Origin of the sequence: Capnocytophaga periodontitidis, assembly GCF_016126015.1 — a bacterium.
GTDB lineage: Bacteria > Bacteroidota > Bacteroidia > Flavobacteriales > Flavobacteriaceae > Capnocytophaga > Capnocytophaga periodontitidis.
Genome location: NZ_JAEFDB010000003.1, coordinates 207793 through 223888 on the forward strand (window position 1 = coordinate 207793; position 16096 = coordinate 223888).

Consider the following 16096-nt stretch of genomic DNA (forward strand, 5'->3'; position numbering starts at 1 on the left):
CCGAGTTTGGTAATGTTAAAGAGGGGTTCCTTCACTGGTTTTGAATCGATACTCTAAATAAGTATAGGCATCGCGTGGTAGGATTTTTATCCATCGTTTGTATTTCAAAAACCATTTAAAACGGATAGAGCTAAAGAGCCCTTTGGTTAAATAAGCCGCTATAAAAGGGTGAGCGTTCAGCACAATGCGCCCTTTATAGGCATCCTCCTTAATAATGCTTTCAAGTTCTATGTTGATTTTATCAACCAGAACGATAGGCGCTTCTATTTCGCCTTCTTTGCTTGGGTTCTCTTCTTTTGTTTTGATGTTGAGTTCTTGGCGCACACGTTGGCGAGTAATTTGTATCAAGCCAAACTTGCTCGGAGGCAATATTTTGTGTTTAGCGCGGTCTTCAGCCATTTCGTTGCGCAGGTGGTCAAATAGGATACGGCGGTTTTCACTATTGCCCATATCGATGAAATCTACAACGATAATACCTCCCATATCTCGCAATCGCAGTTGTCGTGCAATTTCGGTAGCGGCAATGAGGTTTACCGATAGTGCAGTGGTCTCTTGATCGTTGTTCTTGTTAGAATGGTTACCACTGTTCACATCTATCACGTGTAGAGCTTCGGTGTGTTCTATCACTAAGTAAGCCCCTTTAGGCATTGATACGGTACGACCAAAAGCCGTTTTTATTTGTCGTTCTATATGGAACTTCTCAAATATAGGCACCGATGAGCGGTAGAGTTTTACGATATTCTCTTTTTCAGGAGCAATCTCTTGTACATATTTTTTTATTTGTTCATAAAGATGCTCGTTATCCACGTGTATACCTGTGAACGTATCGTTGAACATATCGCGAAGTATAGCACCTGTTTTGCTCACTTCACTCATCACCTTTGAGGGGTAAACCGCTTTTTGTATTTTTCTACACATCAAAACCCAACGGTTGAAGAGACCTTGCAAATCCTTGTCGAGTTCCGCTACTTTTTTACCTTCTGCCACAGTGCGTACTATCACACCAAAGCCTTTAGGTTTAATGCCTTGCAAGAGTTTTCTCAAGCGTTCTTTCTCAGCTTTACCTTCTATTTTTTGTGAGATAGAAATACGGTCGGAGAAAGGCACCAGTACGAGGTAGCGCCCCGCGATGGAAAGTTCAGAGCTGATGCGTGGTCCTTTAGTTGAGATAGGTTCTTTTACTATCTGCACTAATATAGGCTGGTTAGGCTTGAGGGTATCGGCTATTGACCCATTTTTGTTGATGTCTGGTTCTAAGGGGAAATCTTTTAGTGAAAAGTCTTTTAGTTTTCCCGAGAGTATCCATTTGAGAAACTTTTGTAAGGAAGCCAATTGAGGTCCCAAGTCGTGATAATGCAAAAAAGCATCCTTTTCGTGCCCTACATTCACAAAGGCTGCATTGAGCCCTTGTATAGGTTTGCGCACTTTGGCTAGCATTATATCACCTACTCCTAATCCATTGGTATCTTCTTCTTTGTGAAGTTCTATGAGCCTACCATCTCTGAGCAAAGCAAAATCTACGTAAGAGGAACCAGAACGAATAATTAATTCTTTGTCCACTTTGTTGGATTTTTTTAGTTAATAATTAATAAATCAAGGTACGATTTGTCTGTTAAAAAGAAAAAGTAGTATTACACTACTTTTTCTTTTTGTGACGATTAGCTCTCGCTCTTTTTTTGCGTTTGTGGTTAGCCACTTTATGTCTTTTTCTTTTTTTTCCGCTTGGCATAACTTTATTATTTTATGTGTTAATTATTCAGTTACTTAAACTAATACAGGGTGTATTACTTTTTAACTTTCACTTTTGCTTTCACCCCTTCTACAAATACTTTTGCTGGCTTAAAGGCAGGAATGTTGTGTGCAGGGATTTTGATAGTAGTGTTTTTTGAGATGTTACGACCTGTTTTTTCAGCTCTTGTTTTGATAATGAAGCTACCAAAACCTCTCAAATACACATTTTGTCCACTTTCTAATGAGCTAATTACCTCATCCATAAAGTTCTCAACGGTAAGTTGTACGTCGTTTCTGTCAAGACCCAATTTGTCGGAAATCTTTGATACAATTTCTGCTTTTGTCATCTTTAATATGTTTTTGTATGAATATTCTTTTTTCTTTTCAGGCGGCAAAGATACAAATTAAATCTTTAATAAACACTATGTTACATAAAAAAAATAGTATTTATTTTTCTATTTTCTTTCAAAAATAAACTAATACGCTAATTATCAATTATTTATCTTTTTTCTAATGCCTCTTACCTCTTATCTCTTATCTGTTTCCTGAAACCTGAAACCTGACACCTCTTCCACTTGTTCCCAAAACTCTCGATACGATTTGCTTACCACCTCTTTGTCCTCTATCACTATAGGGGTTTTGAGCATCAAAGGAGCGAAAGCCATTGCCATACGGTGGTCGTTATAAGTCGCAATACTCACCCCCTCACGTAGTTGCTTACAAGGGGCTAAATGTAAACTCTCATCAGTGATGTTCACTGTCCCACCGAGTTTTGTCATTTCGATTTGTAGCGCCTGTAGTCGGTCGGTTTCTTTAATTTTGAGTGTGTGTAATCCGCTGAGGTGTGCCTCTAATCCCAATCCTAAAGCAGTAACAGCTATAGTTTGTGCGATGTCGGGGGTATCGTTTAGTTGAAATTCTAAACGAGTAGAGTAGGGGAGGGTAGTTTTTTCGATGTTCATTGTACTGCCTTTAAAAGTAGTGCCTACGCCAAAATGTTTATAGAGTTGTGGTAACGTGCTATCACCCTGCAAACTATCTTCTTTGAAGTGTGTGAGCGTGAGCTGTGTTCCTATAGGTGAGAGTGCCACAAACGAAAACCAATAAGAAGCCGACGACCAATCCGATTCTACTTCCCATATATTGTTTTTTAAAGGTTTATTTATGTGTGAAGCTACTTTCAGCACATTGCCTTCCCATTGTACAACCTCTTCACCCAAACAGTATTGCAGGAAACTCACGGTCATTTTCAGATAAGGCATAGAGGTGAGTTCACCTTCTAAAATCAGCGTAAGTCCATTCGGCAATGAAGGCGCGATGAGCAATAAGGCAGAAAGAAACTGACTGCTCACATCACCGCGAATACGCACTTCTTTTTTGCTAAGTGCTACACCTTTAATATATAAGGGCGGAAATCCATCGCGTTCTCCATAGCGAATATCAGCCCCTAAACGCTGTAGTGCTTCCACTAATAAGTGAATAGGGCGCTCTTTCATCCTTGCCGAGCCAGTGAGCAACACCTCTCGCCCTACTTGGGTTGCAAAATAAGCCGTGAGAAAGCGCATTGCTGTACCTGCGTGGTGAATATCTATAGTTGCCTCTTTGGATTGTAACGCGCGCTGTAAGAGAAGTGTATCATCGGCAGTAGAGAGGTTTTTTATCTGTAATTTGGGGAAGAATGCTTGTAGCAAAAGCGCTCTATTGCTCTCCGATTTTGAGCCCGAGAGCTGTAACGTTTTTCCTGAAACAAGTTGCGATAAAGGAAGGGTGATGTTCATTGCATAACTGTTTAATAACCGCAAAGATACGCGATAATTAGCAAATTAACAAATATGTAGGGCGCTGTCCAAAAAGTCTCAAAATCATTTTTGCGTCGCTAACTTTGCCAAAATCTGAAACTTTGGCAAAGTTGATTACCTTGATTATCAATTACTTTTGAAGTATGTTGTGTAGGGGCGTTTTGCAAACGCCCATAAAACAATAACCTAGTATATCTTGAGAATAAAACCTATTATTAAACACGTTTTCCATTTATTAAAGTAGTAATAGACATTTTGCCAAGAGATTTCTCCTTTTTCAAAATAGCTCTCAATCGGAAGTTCTCTCCATTGTACTCCTATTTTTAACCTCTTGAGAATCAATAAAAATATTGAAGCCAAATCAAAATTACTTTTAAATCCTCTTTTTCCTACACTTAAAAAGGGAATAATCCATTTATTTATTGTATCTTTGCCCAAAGTTCCTGAATTTTAGTGTTCTTTTTTTTTCAAACACAAATTACTAATTTTTGGAAACTTTTACTTTATTATAACGTCAGTTCGATATAACAGAACATTGATTTACAGCTTTGTAACATAATATATTCACAAAATAATTCACCGTCAGGTGAAAATTCGTAAGATAATAAAAAAATAAAGACTTTTATACACTCCCAATTTCGTGAAAATTCGTGTAATTCGTGGGAAATTAAAAATATTTTACTGATTGTTAAATAATTACTTACGCCGAACTCACGTTATTATAGGAAAAGTTTAAACAGCTTCAATATAAAGAATGAAAAGCAATACGAATGGAGGCTTTTTGGCGAAGATGAGTGGAAGTTCACAACAGAATGGCGTTACACATATAACAACAAACGCCATAAGGTTACCCAAGAATTACACGAAAGAAAGAGAGATACTCTCAAACACACAGCAACATTTCGTTATGAATATATTTATGATAAGCAAGGTAATTATCTTCAAAGCAAGAGATTTCTGCGTCTCATCAGGACAGGTAAAGAAGTTTTGAGCGAGATTGAAAAACGAGAAATTACCTATTATTAACCCAACTTCCGCATTAGAATATTCACTCTTGCAACTTTTATATCTTGAGAGTTAAACTTGTTAATAATACGAATTGAGAGTTGAAAAATAATAATCTCTGATTAACAGAGTGTTATCGCTTTTGCATCACATATTCCCCTTTGAAGAAAGTCGCGTAAGCGAGTATGTAAAGGGGACTTGATTACTCTGATAATCAATCACTTTTGAAGTATGTTGTGTAGGGGCGTTTTGCAAACGCCCATAAAACAGTAACCTATTGCAAACGCCCACAAAACAACAACCTATTGCAAACATCCATAAAACAACAGCCTATTGCAAACACCCACAAAACAACAATCTATATATCTTGATGAATTTAAATATTGCCAAAGTTTAGCTTGGTCAGGATTAGAAAGAACAGAAGAATATAAAAAACTATCTCAAGAAGAGAAAGAAGAAATAATTAAAATAGCAAAATATGAACGTGAAGCAATTCCTAACAATCTTTGTAATTAGTCTACTAATATTTCTTAGTAGTTGCAATTCTATGAAAAGGCAAATAGATACTTATCAAGAGAAAATTGGCAAGAAAGGCGATGATTACTCTTTGTCTTATTATAAAGCTAAAAGGGCGTCTGTTAAAAGTATTTTAAATATTAAAATTTTTGAAGGAGACGGCTCTTTGTCAACTAGTGATTTGTATTTGCATATTAATGGAGTGCCTATTATTTCAAATTATAAAGAAGCTAATTTTTATCTTTCTCCTAATAAAAAATACGATGTGCAAGTCACTACTTTCTCAGGATATAAAGGTGTGTATATAAATAATATAAAGGTGAAAGAGAAAGATTCGGTAGTGCTAAATGTATATCTGAAAGAACCTGCTCTAATATTTTGTGAGTAGCACAAAATGAAGAAAGGCTATACACGCCGTGACAAATTAGCAAATTATTTTGTATAATAAATAAAAAGTATTACTTTTGCGCGAAATTTATAAAATTCTATTAGTTTATGTATTGGACGTTAGAACTCGCATCTTATTTAAGTGATGCTCCTTGGCCTGCTACTAAAGACGAGCTTATTGATTATGCTATCCGTACAGGCGCTCCTATGGAAGTGGTAGAAAACCTTCAAGAAATAGAAGACGAAGGTGATATGTATGAATCTATCGACGAAATCTGGCCTGATTACCCGTCGGAAGAAGACTACTTATGGAATGAAGATGAATACTAAAAAATAAAAGTCTCTCCAAAGAGACTTTTTTTAATTTGCAAATCAGCAAAGTAGCAGATTTGCAAATGAGTATAGTGACAAATTGTCAGTTCCCATTCCTTTGGTATATTTATTGACAAACTTGCGGTATGAACCTTGCCAAAGTTTTAAATTGTCTATCGTGCTATGACTAACTGCTTGTCGTGCTACGACCTTTGGCAAAGTTAAAATATGACTTGTGCTACGACCTTTGGCAAAGTTAATTATTAATTATTAATCATTAATCATTATAATGAGCATTATCAATTCCCTTATTAAAATTTTCGTTGGCGACAAAGCCAAAAACGACCTAAAAGCAATCCAACCTATCGTTGAAAAGATAAAAACTTACGCCTCTCAGTTAGAAAATATCTCTAATGATGAGTTGCGCGCAAAAACTATTGAGTTCAAACAAAGAATAAAAGACGCTCGCGCCCAGTTCGATACTAAAATAGCCGAACTCGAAGCCCAAGCAAACGCTACCGATGATATCGACGCTAAAGAAGACCTCTATGCTGAAGTAGATAAACTCAACGGCGAAGCCTATCAAGCCTCAGAAAAGGCATTGAACGAAATTCTTCCCGAAGCCTTCGCTACTATGAAGGAAACTACTCGTCGTTTTGCTAATAATGAAACAATTACCGTAACAGCCACCGAGCACGACCGTGAACTATCGGCTACCCACGACTATGTAACTATCGAGGGCGATAAAGCCGTGTGGAAAAACCACTGGGATGCTGCTGGTAAAGATGTTACTTGGGATATGGTGCACTACGATGTACAGCTCATTGGAGGTATTGCCCTTCACCAAGGTAAGATTGCCGAAATGCAAACAGGGGAAGGTAAAACCCTCGTGGCTACCTTGCCAGTCTACCTCAATGCCCTAACGGGGAATGGGGTGCATCTGGTAACCGTGAACGACTATTTGGCACGCCGAGATAGTGCTTGGATGGGACCTTTATTTGAGTTCCACGGTTTGCGTGTGGATTGTATCGACAACCACCAACCTAACTCCGAAGCGCGTCGCCGTGCCTACAACGCCGATATTACCTACGGAACTAACAACGAATTTGGTTTCGACTACCTCCGCGACAATATGGCGCACACACCCGAAGATTTGGTACAACGCGCTCACAACTATGCCATTGTCGATGAGGTCGATTCTGTATTGATAGACGATGCTCGTACACCGCTCATCATTTCAGGTCCTACCCCTAAAGGCGAATTGCACGAGTTCAACGAACTGAAACCTTTAGTAGAAAATTTGGTAAACAAACAGCGTACTTATCTCACCAAAGTATTAGCCGATGCCCGCAAACTCATCGCCGAAGGGGATACCAAAGAAGGGGGATTCCAACTCTTGCGCGTGTATCGTGGGTTACCTAAAAACAAAGCACTCATCAAATTCCTCAGTGAAGAAGGAGTAAAACAACTCCTCCAAAAAACTGAAAATTACTATATGCAGGATAACAATCGCGAAATGCCAAAGGTAGATGCCGAATTGTACTTCGTGATTGATGAGAAAAACAACCAAATTGAGCTTACCGATAAAGGTTTTGCTGATATTGCCTACGATGGTGATAAAGATTTCTTCGTTTTACCTGATATTGGGGTAGAAATTGCCAATATCGAGAACCAAGGTCTTCCTATTGAAGAAGAAGCTAAACTAAAAGATAAATTATTCCAAGATTTTAGCGTAAAAAGCGAACGTATTCACACCCTCAACCAATTGCTCAAAGCCTACACTCTCTTTGAAAAAGATGTAGAGTATGTGGTGATTGATAACAAAGTGCTCATCGTCGATGAACAAACAGGTCGTATTATGGACGGTCGTCGTTATTCCGATGGTTTGCACCAAGCAATTGAAGCCAAAGAGAATGTGAAAATTGAGGCAGCTACCCAAACCTACGCGACTATTACTTTGCAAAACTACTTCCGTATGTATAGCAAGTTAGCAGGTATGACGGGTACTGCTATCACCGAAGCAGGTGAGTTCTGGGAAATCTATAAACTCGATGTAATGGAAATCCCTACCAACCGTCCTATCGCTCGTAAAGACCACAACGACCTTATCTATAAAACCAAACGCGAGAAATACAACGCTGTAATCGATGAGGTAGTAAAACTATCCGAAGCTGGTCGCCCTGTGTTGATTGGTACTACTTCTGTGGAAGTATCCGAACTCCTCAGCCGTATGCTTACAATGCGCAAGGTAAAACACAATGTATTGAATGCGAAATTACATAAAAAAGAAGCTGAAATCGTAGCTGAAGCCGGACATAGTGGTGTGGTAACCATCGCAACCAATATGGCGGGACGTGGTACCGATATCAAGTTAACCCCCGAAGTAAAAGCTGCAGGAGGTTTGGCAATTATAGGTACCGAACGCCACGACTCTCGTCGTGTCGATCGTCAGTTACGCGGTCGTTCTGGTCGTCAAGGTGACCCTGGTAGCTCACTCTTCTTCGTTTCTCTCGAAGATAATCTAATGCGCCTCTTCGGTTCTGAACGTATCGCCCGATTAATGGACAGCTTAGGTCATAAAGAAGGTGATGTAATTCAGCACTCTATGATGACCAAACGTATCGAGGCAGCTCAGAAAAAGGTAGAAGAAAATAACTTCGGTATGCGTAAACGTCTGTTAGAGTACGACGACGTGATGAACGCACAACGTAAGCAAATTTATAAACGCCGTCGCCACGCTCTTGAAGGTGAACGCCTAAAAGTGGATTTGGCAAATATGATATTTGATACTTGCGAGAATATAGTAGAAAACAACAAAGGTGGAAATAACTACAAGAATTTCACTTTCGAGCTCATCAAATATTTCTCACTGAAAACACAAATTTCAGAAGCCGAATTTGCTAAACAATCGCCAAACGACCTTACTTTCACCTTGTATCACGAAGCGCTCAAACACTATCAAGAAAAAGCTGAACGCAGTGCCGCTCAAGCCTTCCCAGTGATTAAAGAGGTATACGAAAATCCTAATAATACTTACGAGCGCATCGTCGTGCCTTTCACCGATGGCGAAAAGATGCTCAACATCGTAACCGACCTCAAAGAGGCGTACGAAACCCAAGGTAAGAAACTCGTAAGCGATTTCGAGAAGAATATTACGCTTGGCATCATCGACGAAGAGTGGAAAACGCATCTCCACCGTATGGACGAACTCAAACAATCTGTACAATTAGCGGTGCACGAACAGAAAGACCCACTACTCATCTATAAGTTTGAAGCCTATCAGTTGTTCAAAGCTATGGTCGATAAGGTAAACAAAGAGATTATTTCTTTCTTGTTCAAAGCCGAGTTACCTACTCAAAATCCACCAGTGCAGGAAGCCCACGCGCCACAACGCACCCGTGAGCACTACCAAACCAATAAGGAAGAAGTCCTCAACAGCGATGAAATGGCACAACGCGCCCGTGAAGTAGGGCAACAAGCCTCACAGCGCCGTTCGGTAGTAGAAACCATCGTACGCCAACAACCTAAAATTGGTCGTAACGATAAGGTAGTAATCCAAAACATCCGCACCGGTGAACGCAAAGAACTCAAGTTCAAACAAGCTGACCCCCTAATAAACAGCGGAGAATGGATTTTAGTATCCAATAAATAAATTACTAAGGTAATGGACAACCAAATGAACAACCAAATGGGAATGTTGCTAAGCTCTGGCATATTCTTTTTGTTTGCGCTTGTATTCTTGGTTACTGCTGAGATTAACAAAAGAATTACCGAAAAGAACAAAAAACTATATCAAGGGAAAGCACAAGGAGAGGTATTAGAAATTGTCAAATCAGGCAGTCAAGGTGTAGGAGGTATTGGTTTTAATAATAGGACTTATGTAGTCTATAAGTATACTGTAGGAGAAAATACTTATATTGTAAAACCTCTTGTTCTAAACTCAAACGCCCCTATAAACTTGAAATATGCTAATTCAGCTCATACTTTTTGTGTAACCTATTTTGGGGCTCATAGTGGTAGCCGTCAAACCAATTATCGAGCAGGCGAGAGTATTACAGTAGCTTATTTGCCCGAAACTCCCAGTGAACACCAAATAGTAGACGATAAAGATAAAACGTTTTTTTATAAGGGGTTTCGCGTAGCAGGATTCGCAATAATGTCCATTGCAGTAATTTTCTTGATTGTTTCCTTTTTCATAAAAAAATAAGCAGAAACACAATATAAATTATTTATTATATCATACTTTGCCAAAGTTTCCAGCCGTATGGCTCGCACCTTTGGCAAAGTTTTTTCTTCTTAATTGTCAATTATCAATTGTCAATTGAAAATATTATTGTACCTTTGCGCTTTAAAATACATTAGCAAATTGGCAAATTTGCTAATTTACAAATTGTATTAATGAATTTATTTGAACAATTAGGTCTTGATGAACCTATCCTCAAAGCCATCAGCGATATGGGCTTTGAAACTCCTTCTGAAATTCAGCAAAAAGCCATCCCTACTCTTTTGGCAAATGGTGCTGATATGGTAGCTTTAGCCCAAACGGGTACTGGTAAAACAGCCGCTTTCGGCTTTCCTCTCCTCCAACTTATCGATACTGATAGCCGTGTAACTCAAGGTCTTATCCTTTCACCTACACGCGAACTCTGCTTGCAAATCGCTTCTGAACTCCGCAATTATGCTAAGTACCTCCCTAAGGTGAACGTAGTGGCGGTATATGGCGGCGCAAGTATTGAGGAACAAGCGCGTAGTCTCAAAAAAGGCGCACAAATTATCGTGGCTACTCCTGGGCGTATGCAAGATATGATACGCCGTAACTTCGTAGATATCAGTCATATCAACTATTGTGTGCTCGACGAAGCCGACGAAATGCTCAATATGGGCTTCTATGAAGATATTACCGCTATTCTATCGCATACTCCTCAAGAAAAAAGCACTTGGCTCTTTTCGGCTACTATGCCTAACGAGGTGGCTAAGATAGCGCGCAAGTTTATGCGTAAGCCTATCGAAATAACAGTAGGAACTCGCAATCAGGCTACTAACACCGTGCAACACGAGTACTATATAGTGAGCGGTCGCCATAGATACCAAGCCCTAAAACGCCTCGCCGATGCCAACCCCGATATCTTCTCGGTAGTATTTTGCCGTACCAAACGCGATACACAAGCAGTAGCCGAAAAACTCATTGAAGATGGCTACAACGCTGCTGCCCTTCACGGTGATTTGAGTCAGAATCAACGTGATTTGGTGATGAAATCTTTCCGCGCACGCCAAATACAAATGCTCGTCGCTACCGATGTCGCTGCCCGCGGTATTGATGTAGACGATATCACTCACGTAATTCACTACCAATTGCCCGACGAAATAGAAACCTATAACCACCGCAGTGGACGTACAGGTCGTGCTGGTAAATCGGGAATTTCGATGGTAATTTTGCCAAAAAGTGAGGTGAAGAAAATAAAAACTATCGAAAAGATGATAGGGCAACCTTTTGAGCAGAAACAATTGCCATCGGGTATGGAAATCTGCGAGATACAACTCTATCACTTGGCTAACAACCTCAAAAACACAGAAGTAAACCCTGCCATCGACGATTATTTACCAGCTATTTATAAAGAACTGAAAAACGTAGATCGCGATGAGTTGATTAAAAAAATATTCTCAGTAGAGTTTACGCGTTTCTTCAATTATTATAAAAATGCTGAAAACTTATCGGTAGAGAACGAGCGCGAAAGCCGCAGTGCGGGAAGTAGCGATGAAGTGCGCTATTTCATCAACATAGGTGAACGCGATGGCTACGACTGGAAATCTCTCAAAGATTTCCTCAAAGCAACCCTTAATTTAGGTCGTGATGATGTTTTCAAAGTAGATGTAAAGAACAGTTTCTCTTTCTTCAATACCGATGCCGACCTCTCCGATTTGGTGATGAGCACCTTTACCGATTTTCAAATGGACGGTCGCTTCATCAATGTGGAGCTCTCTACCAAAGGAGCTGGCAGAGACCGCAGCGGACGCAAACGCGGAAATGATGACGATAGAAAACACGGCAACGACGAGGGTAGAAGTCGCAAAAAAGGACAAAGAGAAAGTCGCAAACAAAAGACTGCTGAAGCTCTCCAACAGGCTTTTAAAAAGAAGAAAAAACGCAAATAATGTTAGAATACCTTATAGAAACGGATAAGCAACTGCTCTGTTCCCTCAATAGTTGGGGAACGCCCGAAGCCGATAGCCTTTGGTTAGTAATTACCAATGAACTCTCGTCTATCCCCCTCTATGCTTTCTTGTTATACTTGTGTTTCAAGTATTTCTATTGGAAACGAGTGTTGCTCATCTTGGTATTCATCGCCCTTCTCATCACCACTACCGACCAGCTGGCGAACGTTTTTAAACACGGATTCCAGCGCTTGCGCCCTTGTCACGATGAGAGTCTTATCGGGCAAATGCGAATGGTGATTTGCGGTGGTAAGTATGGGTTCTTCTCAGCTCACGCCGCCAATACAATGGCAATAGCCGTATTTTTTAGTTACTTGCTTAGGAAAAACACCCGATATATCGTCACCCTACTGCTCTGCTGGTCGGTGATTGTGAGTTATAGCCGTATTTATTTAGGCGTGCATTTCCCAGGTGATGTATTGGTAGGTTGGATCTTTGGAATACTCTTAGCTACCCTTTATTATTTTCTTTTTCTATACACAGAAAAAAGATTAAAAATCCCAACTCGAGAATAATTTGCATTGTTACAACCTTTACTAATTAAATAAGCTGGTACTATTTCTTACCTCTTACCTCTTATCTCTTACCTAAATAAAATGAAAGAAGATTTCTTACACTACCTATGGAAATACAAAAAAGTACCTCTCAACACTGTACTTACTACGGGAGAGCGCTTGCAAATTCTCTCATTTGGTGAGTATAATTCTCTTTCAGGTCCCGATTTCCAAAGTGCCCAACTGCTTATAGGTGAGCAGCAATGGGCAGGTAATGTAGAAATGCATCTCAAATCATCGCATTGGTATGTACACGGTCACGAGAGTGATCCTGCCTATCGCAATGTGATTCTGCACGTAGTTTGGGAACACGATATAGAAGTATTCGATGCTAACAACCAGCCAATTCCTACTTTAGAACTCCGAGAACTCATCTTCCCCGAACTCATAGAGCGATACAATACCACTGTAGCCTCACACTATCAGTTTATTCCTTGTGAAAAGGAATATACCACTGTGCCTGCTATTACTTTGCTTTCGTGGAATGAACGTCTGTTAGTAGAACGTTTAGAAGAAAAAGCCACTGCTGTAAACCAGTTGTGGAAAGTTGCTAATTTCGATTGGGAGAAAGTACTTTTTTGTATGCTTCTCAAGTCTTTTGGAGGCACTGTAAACGGCGAAGCCTTCCTACAATTGGGCAAACATCTCGATTTTAGTATTATCCGTAAAGAGCGTTCACACCCCTTACATTTAGAAGCACTACTATTGGGGCAAGCAGGCTTACTCCCTCAAGAAACTGAACTCACCTACCCGCGTGAACTCTTGCAAAATTATCACTACCTACAACAGAAATACAATCTCTCTGCACCCGTAATAAAAATACACTTCACCGGTTTGCGTCCGCAAGGTTTCCCTACTATCCGGCTCTCGCAACTCGCACAGCTATACGAACTTAACGAAAGTTTGTTTTCTCAAATCCTCGAAGTGAATGATTTTAAAAGTATCCAAAAACTCTTTTCGGTAGGAGTCTCCGAATTTTGGGAAACCCACTATACCTTTACAAAGACTTCTAAAAAAGTAAAAAAGCCTATTAGTGCAAGCCTTATTACACTTATTTGGATAAATGTATTCATTCCACTCAAATATGCCTATTACCAAAGTTTGGGCAAGGATATGAATGAATCTCTCATCGAAGAACTCAAAACAATGACAGCCGAGAGCAACAGCATTATCACCCAATACCAACAATTAGGAGTCTCTGTTACTACAGCTTTTGATACCCAAGTACTTCTACAACAATACAAACACTATTGCCAGTCGAAACGCTGTTTAGATTGTGCTATAGGGATTTCGATTTTAGGGAGGAAGTAAAAAACAAAGTACGATTTAAAAAAGTCTCCAAATCAACTTCACACCACAAACCTTATCAAAGTTCTTGGACTTACTCACTTACCCAGCTTTACTTGTTACCTATTACCTGTTAACTGATGTAGCGCTTCATTATAAGCACTCTCAAAAGCGAGCAGGTTCATACCCGTAGGGAGATGTTGGGATTGGAAGAAGGTGAGAAGTTTTTCAGTAGGAAGATAGCCGCCATAACCTTTGATAGCACTGTAAAAACGCGTAGTACCGGCTTGGTAGGCAGTAGCCAAACTGCTAATAGTAATGCCTTGTTTTGCAATAGCAGGCAGTTCGTCGTTTAAAAGCAGTATTTTAGTTTGGGTATTTGAAAAATCTAAATCTTTGGTTAAGGAGAGGAGGCTGGCTTCGAGGGCAAGAGCATAGTAACCTACTGATAATAAAGATTGCAAATAATCCTCATTGGCTATCGTTACACATTCTATGAGTTGTATGTTACTGTTTGTCATAACAATTCTTGCATTGAATGGATAAGGCGGTCGGCTTGACTTAAATCTTGTCCGCCTGAAAGGGGATTTTGGAAGCCTACACACTGCATATTAGCACTTTTGGCAGCTTTGACGCCATTGGTACTGTCCTCTATCACAGTAAATTGTGTTGCTGGTAATCCATACCATTGGGCTACCTTTAGGAATATTTCGGGGTTGGGCTTACTGTATTGCACATCATCTCCGCTCATCATTACTTCAAAATAGTGTGCTATATTTGTTTGTTGAGTAAAAATATCGATGAGTTTGCGTCCGGAAGAGGAAGCTAATGATAAGTGTTTTCCTTCATTTTTGAATTTCTCTAATACATCCTTTACGTGTGGCACTAAAGGTACTTTCATTTCGGGTAATCGTTTGAAAAAGTAATTGCGGTGAAACTGCATTAGCTCCTCTACACTTTCTGTTCGCTGGGCATCGCGTTTTACCTTTTCCCACATTGGAAAAGCCGACATTCCCGTGAGAGTTTGTATATACGCCTTGTCAAACGGAATACCTTTCAACTGAAAAGTCTCATAAATAATCTCTTGGTGCATTGGTTCACTGTCTAATAGCACCCCGTCCATATCAAAAATAATATAGTTGTTAGTCATTAGTCGTTAGATTTGAGTTGTCGTCTAAAGTCTTTAAGGAATACATTACCAATACCTACGAGTACTCCTAAGAACGTCCAGATAGCGATAATCATCATTCGTTTGGGTTTAGAGGGAGAGTTTGGTATGCTCACGGGCTCGATAACAGCAAAGATAGGCTGGTCTTCTTTCATCTTGATGCGTTTGGCTTCCAGCTGTTTAGCGAGCTCGGTATAGACGTTGAAAGCCAAATTGTACTCCGCTTGTAGTTGTTGTAAACGAGTTTGAGGAAGGTTGCTAAAGAGGTCGCGGTTGCGGTCTTGGAAACCTGCCACAGCGTATTGTTTGTTTTTAAAGTCTTTTTCGGCTTCTACAAAGCGTTTTTGTACAAAGTCGAATTCTTCTTTGGCTTTTTGTAATTTAAAATTGGTTACAGTTTCCTGCAGTACTTTTTGGGCACTTTCGAGCATTTGAGCGGCAGGGAGTGCTTCTCCCATCACAAACGAGAGGGTGAAATAACCGTCTTTTTCACTCATATCCAATTTGATACGGCTGTCGATACTGTTAAGGATTCCCCTCTCTTGATCGGAGAGTCGGGTAATATCAGTACTATCTTGGGTAGCAGTAGTGGGAGCTGTAGTTCCTTTAGAAAAACTAAAAATACCCATTACGCGCCCCAACAGACTGGGTTTAGTGTAGTTCTTACAATATTCTTCGTAAGTTACCGGTTTAGGAATGTCAGAGAATGTGAGTTTGGTTTGTGCTAATTTTTGTTTAAAAGGTACGCTTTCAATGATTTTAGCGTAGGTAGTGAGCGGGAGTGTTTCGGATCCTCCTCCCAAACTGATACCTGCCATTGCTGCCAATCCTCCCAATCCACCAGTGGATTTGCTATCAGTAGTTTGTGGCACCATAATGGTGGTAGCGGTGTATTCTTTAGCTGAGAATAAAGCAATGAGTATCCCTATGACAAAGAAGAGCAAGGTGAATAGTAAAATCGATTTGCGAGCACCCCATACCTTGCGGATAAGCTGCATCAAATCTATTTCGTCCTCTGCCGTTTCTTCTTCTACAGAGTTGACTACAGGAATCAATTTATTTTCCTCTAAATGATTGGTAACATCTTCTGAAGTTCTTATTTCTTGATTTTCGTTAATTGCCAT

15 protein-coding genes are annotated in these 16096 nt (G+C 39.8%); 8 read left to right on the plus strand and 7 right to left on the minus strand.

The genetic code is table 11. The features are described from left to right. Positions 1–15 precede the first annotated feature (15 nt). From I7X29_RS07260 to I7X29_RS15375, 4 genes are all read right to left on the minus strand, one after another. Positions 16–1560 (minus strand): Rne/Rng family ribonuclease, encoded by a 1545-nt coding sequence (locus I7X29_RS07260; RefSeq protein WP_198473624.1) that lies wholly within the window; start codon positions 1558–1560, stop codon positions 16–18. A 224-nt stretch (positions 1561–1784) separates the two neighbouring features. Then, positions 1785–2078: an HU family DNA-binding protein gene (locus I7X29_RS07265; RefSeq protein WP_034555618.1), complete on the minus strand. Its 294-nt coding sequence runs from the start codon at positions 2076–2078 to the stop codon at positions 1785–1787. Positions 2079–2258: 180 nt separating this feature from the next. Further along, positions 2259–3509, minus strand: a complete 1251-nt coding sequence (locus I7X29_RS07270; RefSeq protein ID WP_198473626.1) for a 3-phosphoshikimate 1-carboxyvinyltransferase — start codon at positions 3507–3509, stop codon at positions 2259–2261. Positions 3510–3716: 207 nt separating this feature from the next. Beyond that, positions 3717–3968, minus strand: a complete 252-nt coding sequence (locus I7X29_RS15375; protein WP_225883688.1) for a hypothetical protein — start codon at positions 3966–3968, stop codon at positions 3717–3719. Between the two features lie 900 nt (positions 3969–4868). On the opposite strand from I7X29_RS15375, the gene I7X29_RS07275 reads away from it, so the two are divergent. From I7X29_RS07275 to I7X29_RS07310, 8 genes are all read left to right on the plus strand, one after another. Further along, a complete protein-coding gene (locus I7X29_RS07275) occupies positions 4869–5051 on the plus strand; it encodes a hypothetical protein (RefSeq protein WP_198473628.1) in 183 nt (60 codons plus the stop codon). 31 nt (positions 5052–5082) lie between these two features. Further along, positions 5083–5439, plus strand: coding sequence for a hypothetical protein (locus I7X29_RS07280; protein ID WP_225883689.1), 357 nt, complete (start codon positions 5083–5085; stop codon positions 5437–5439). A gap of 107 nt (positions 5440–5546) precedes the next feature. After that, positions 5547–5768: a DUF2795 domain-containing protein gene (locus I7X29_RS07285; protein WP_002673751.1), complete on the plus strand. Its 222-nt coding sequence runs from the start codon at positions 5547–5549 to the stop codon at positions 5766–5768. Positions 5769–6039: 271 nt separating this feature from the next. Next, positions 6040–9402, plus strand: coding sequence for a preprotein translocase subunit SecA (gene secA, locus I7X29_RS07290; RefSeq protein WP_198473630.1), 3363 nt, complete (start codon positions 6040–6042; stop codon positions 9400–9402). A gap of 12 nt (positions 9403–9414) precedes the next feature. Further along, positions 9415–9957, plus strand: coding sequence for a DUF3592 domain-containing protein (locus I7X29_RS07295; RefSeq protein WP_198473632.1), 543 nt, complete (start codon positions 9415–9417; stop codon positions 9955–9957). A 191-nt stretch (positions 9958–10148) separates the two neighbouring features. Continuing rightward, positions 10149–11903 (plus strand): DEAD/DEAH box helicase, encoded by a 1755-nt coding sequence (locus I7X29_RS07300; protein ID WP_198473635.1) that lies wholly within the window; start codon positions 10149–10151, stop codon positions 11901–11903. Further along, positions 11903–12478 carry a phosphatase PAP2 family protein gene (locus tag I7X29_RS07305; protein ID WP_198473637.1) on the plus strand — a complete coding sequence of 192 codons (576 nt, stop codon included), beginning with the start codon at positions 11903–11905 and terminating at the stop codon, positions 12476–12478. Before I7X29_RS07300 ends, I7X29_RS07305 begins: the two co-directional genes overlap by 1 nt. Positions 12479–12559: 81 nt before the next feature. Next, positions 12560–13828, plus strand: coding sequence for a DUF2851 family protein (locus I7X29_RS07310; RefSeq protein ID WP_198473639.1), 1269 nt, complete (start codon positions 12560–12562; stop codon positions 13826–13828). 95 nt (positions 13829–13923) lie between these two features. Here the strand turns inward: I7X29_RS07310 and I7X29_RS07315 are convergent, their stop codons facing one another. From I7X29_RS07315 to I7X29_RS07325, 3 genes are read right to left on the minus strand one after another with little or no spacing between them, the layout of a single operon-like run. Beyond that, positions 13924–14325 (minus strand): pyruvate carboxyltransferase, encoded by a 402-nt coding sequence (locus tag I7X29_RS07315; protein ID WP_198473641.1) that lies wholly within the window; start codon positions 14323–14325, stop codon positions 13924–13926. After that, positions 14322–14954, minus strand: a complete 633-nt coding sequence (locus I7X29_RS07320) for an HAD family hydrolase (RefSeq protein WP_198473643.1) — start codon at positions 14952–14954, stop codon at positions 14322–14324. Before I7X29_RS07320 ends, I7X29_RS07315 begins: the two co-directional genes overlap by 4 nt. Continuing rightward, the gene (locus I7X29_RS07325; RefSeq protein ID WP_262895892.1) at positions 14954–16096 is read right to left on the minus strand and encodes a Wzz/FepE/Etk N-terminal domain-containing protein; all 1143 of its coding nucleotides are present in this window, start codon (positions 16094–16096) and stop codon (positions 14954–14956) included. The genes I7X29_RS07320 and I7X29_RS07325 overlap by 1 nt, the downstream gene beginning before the upstream one ends.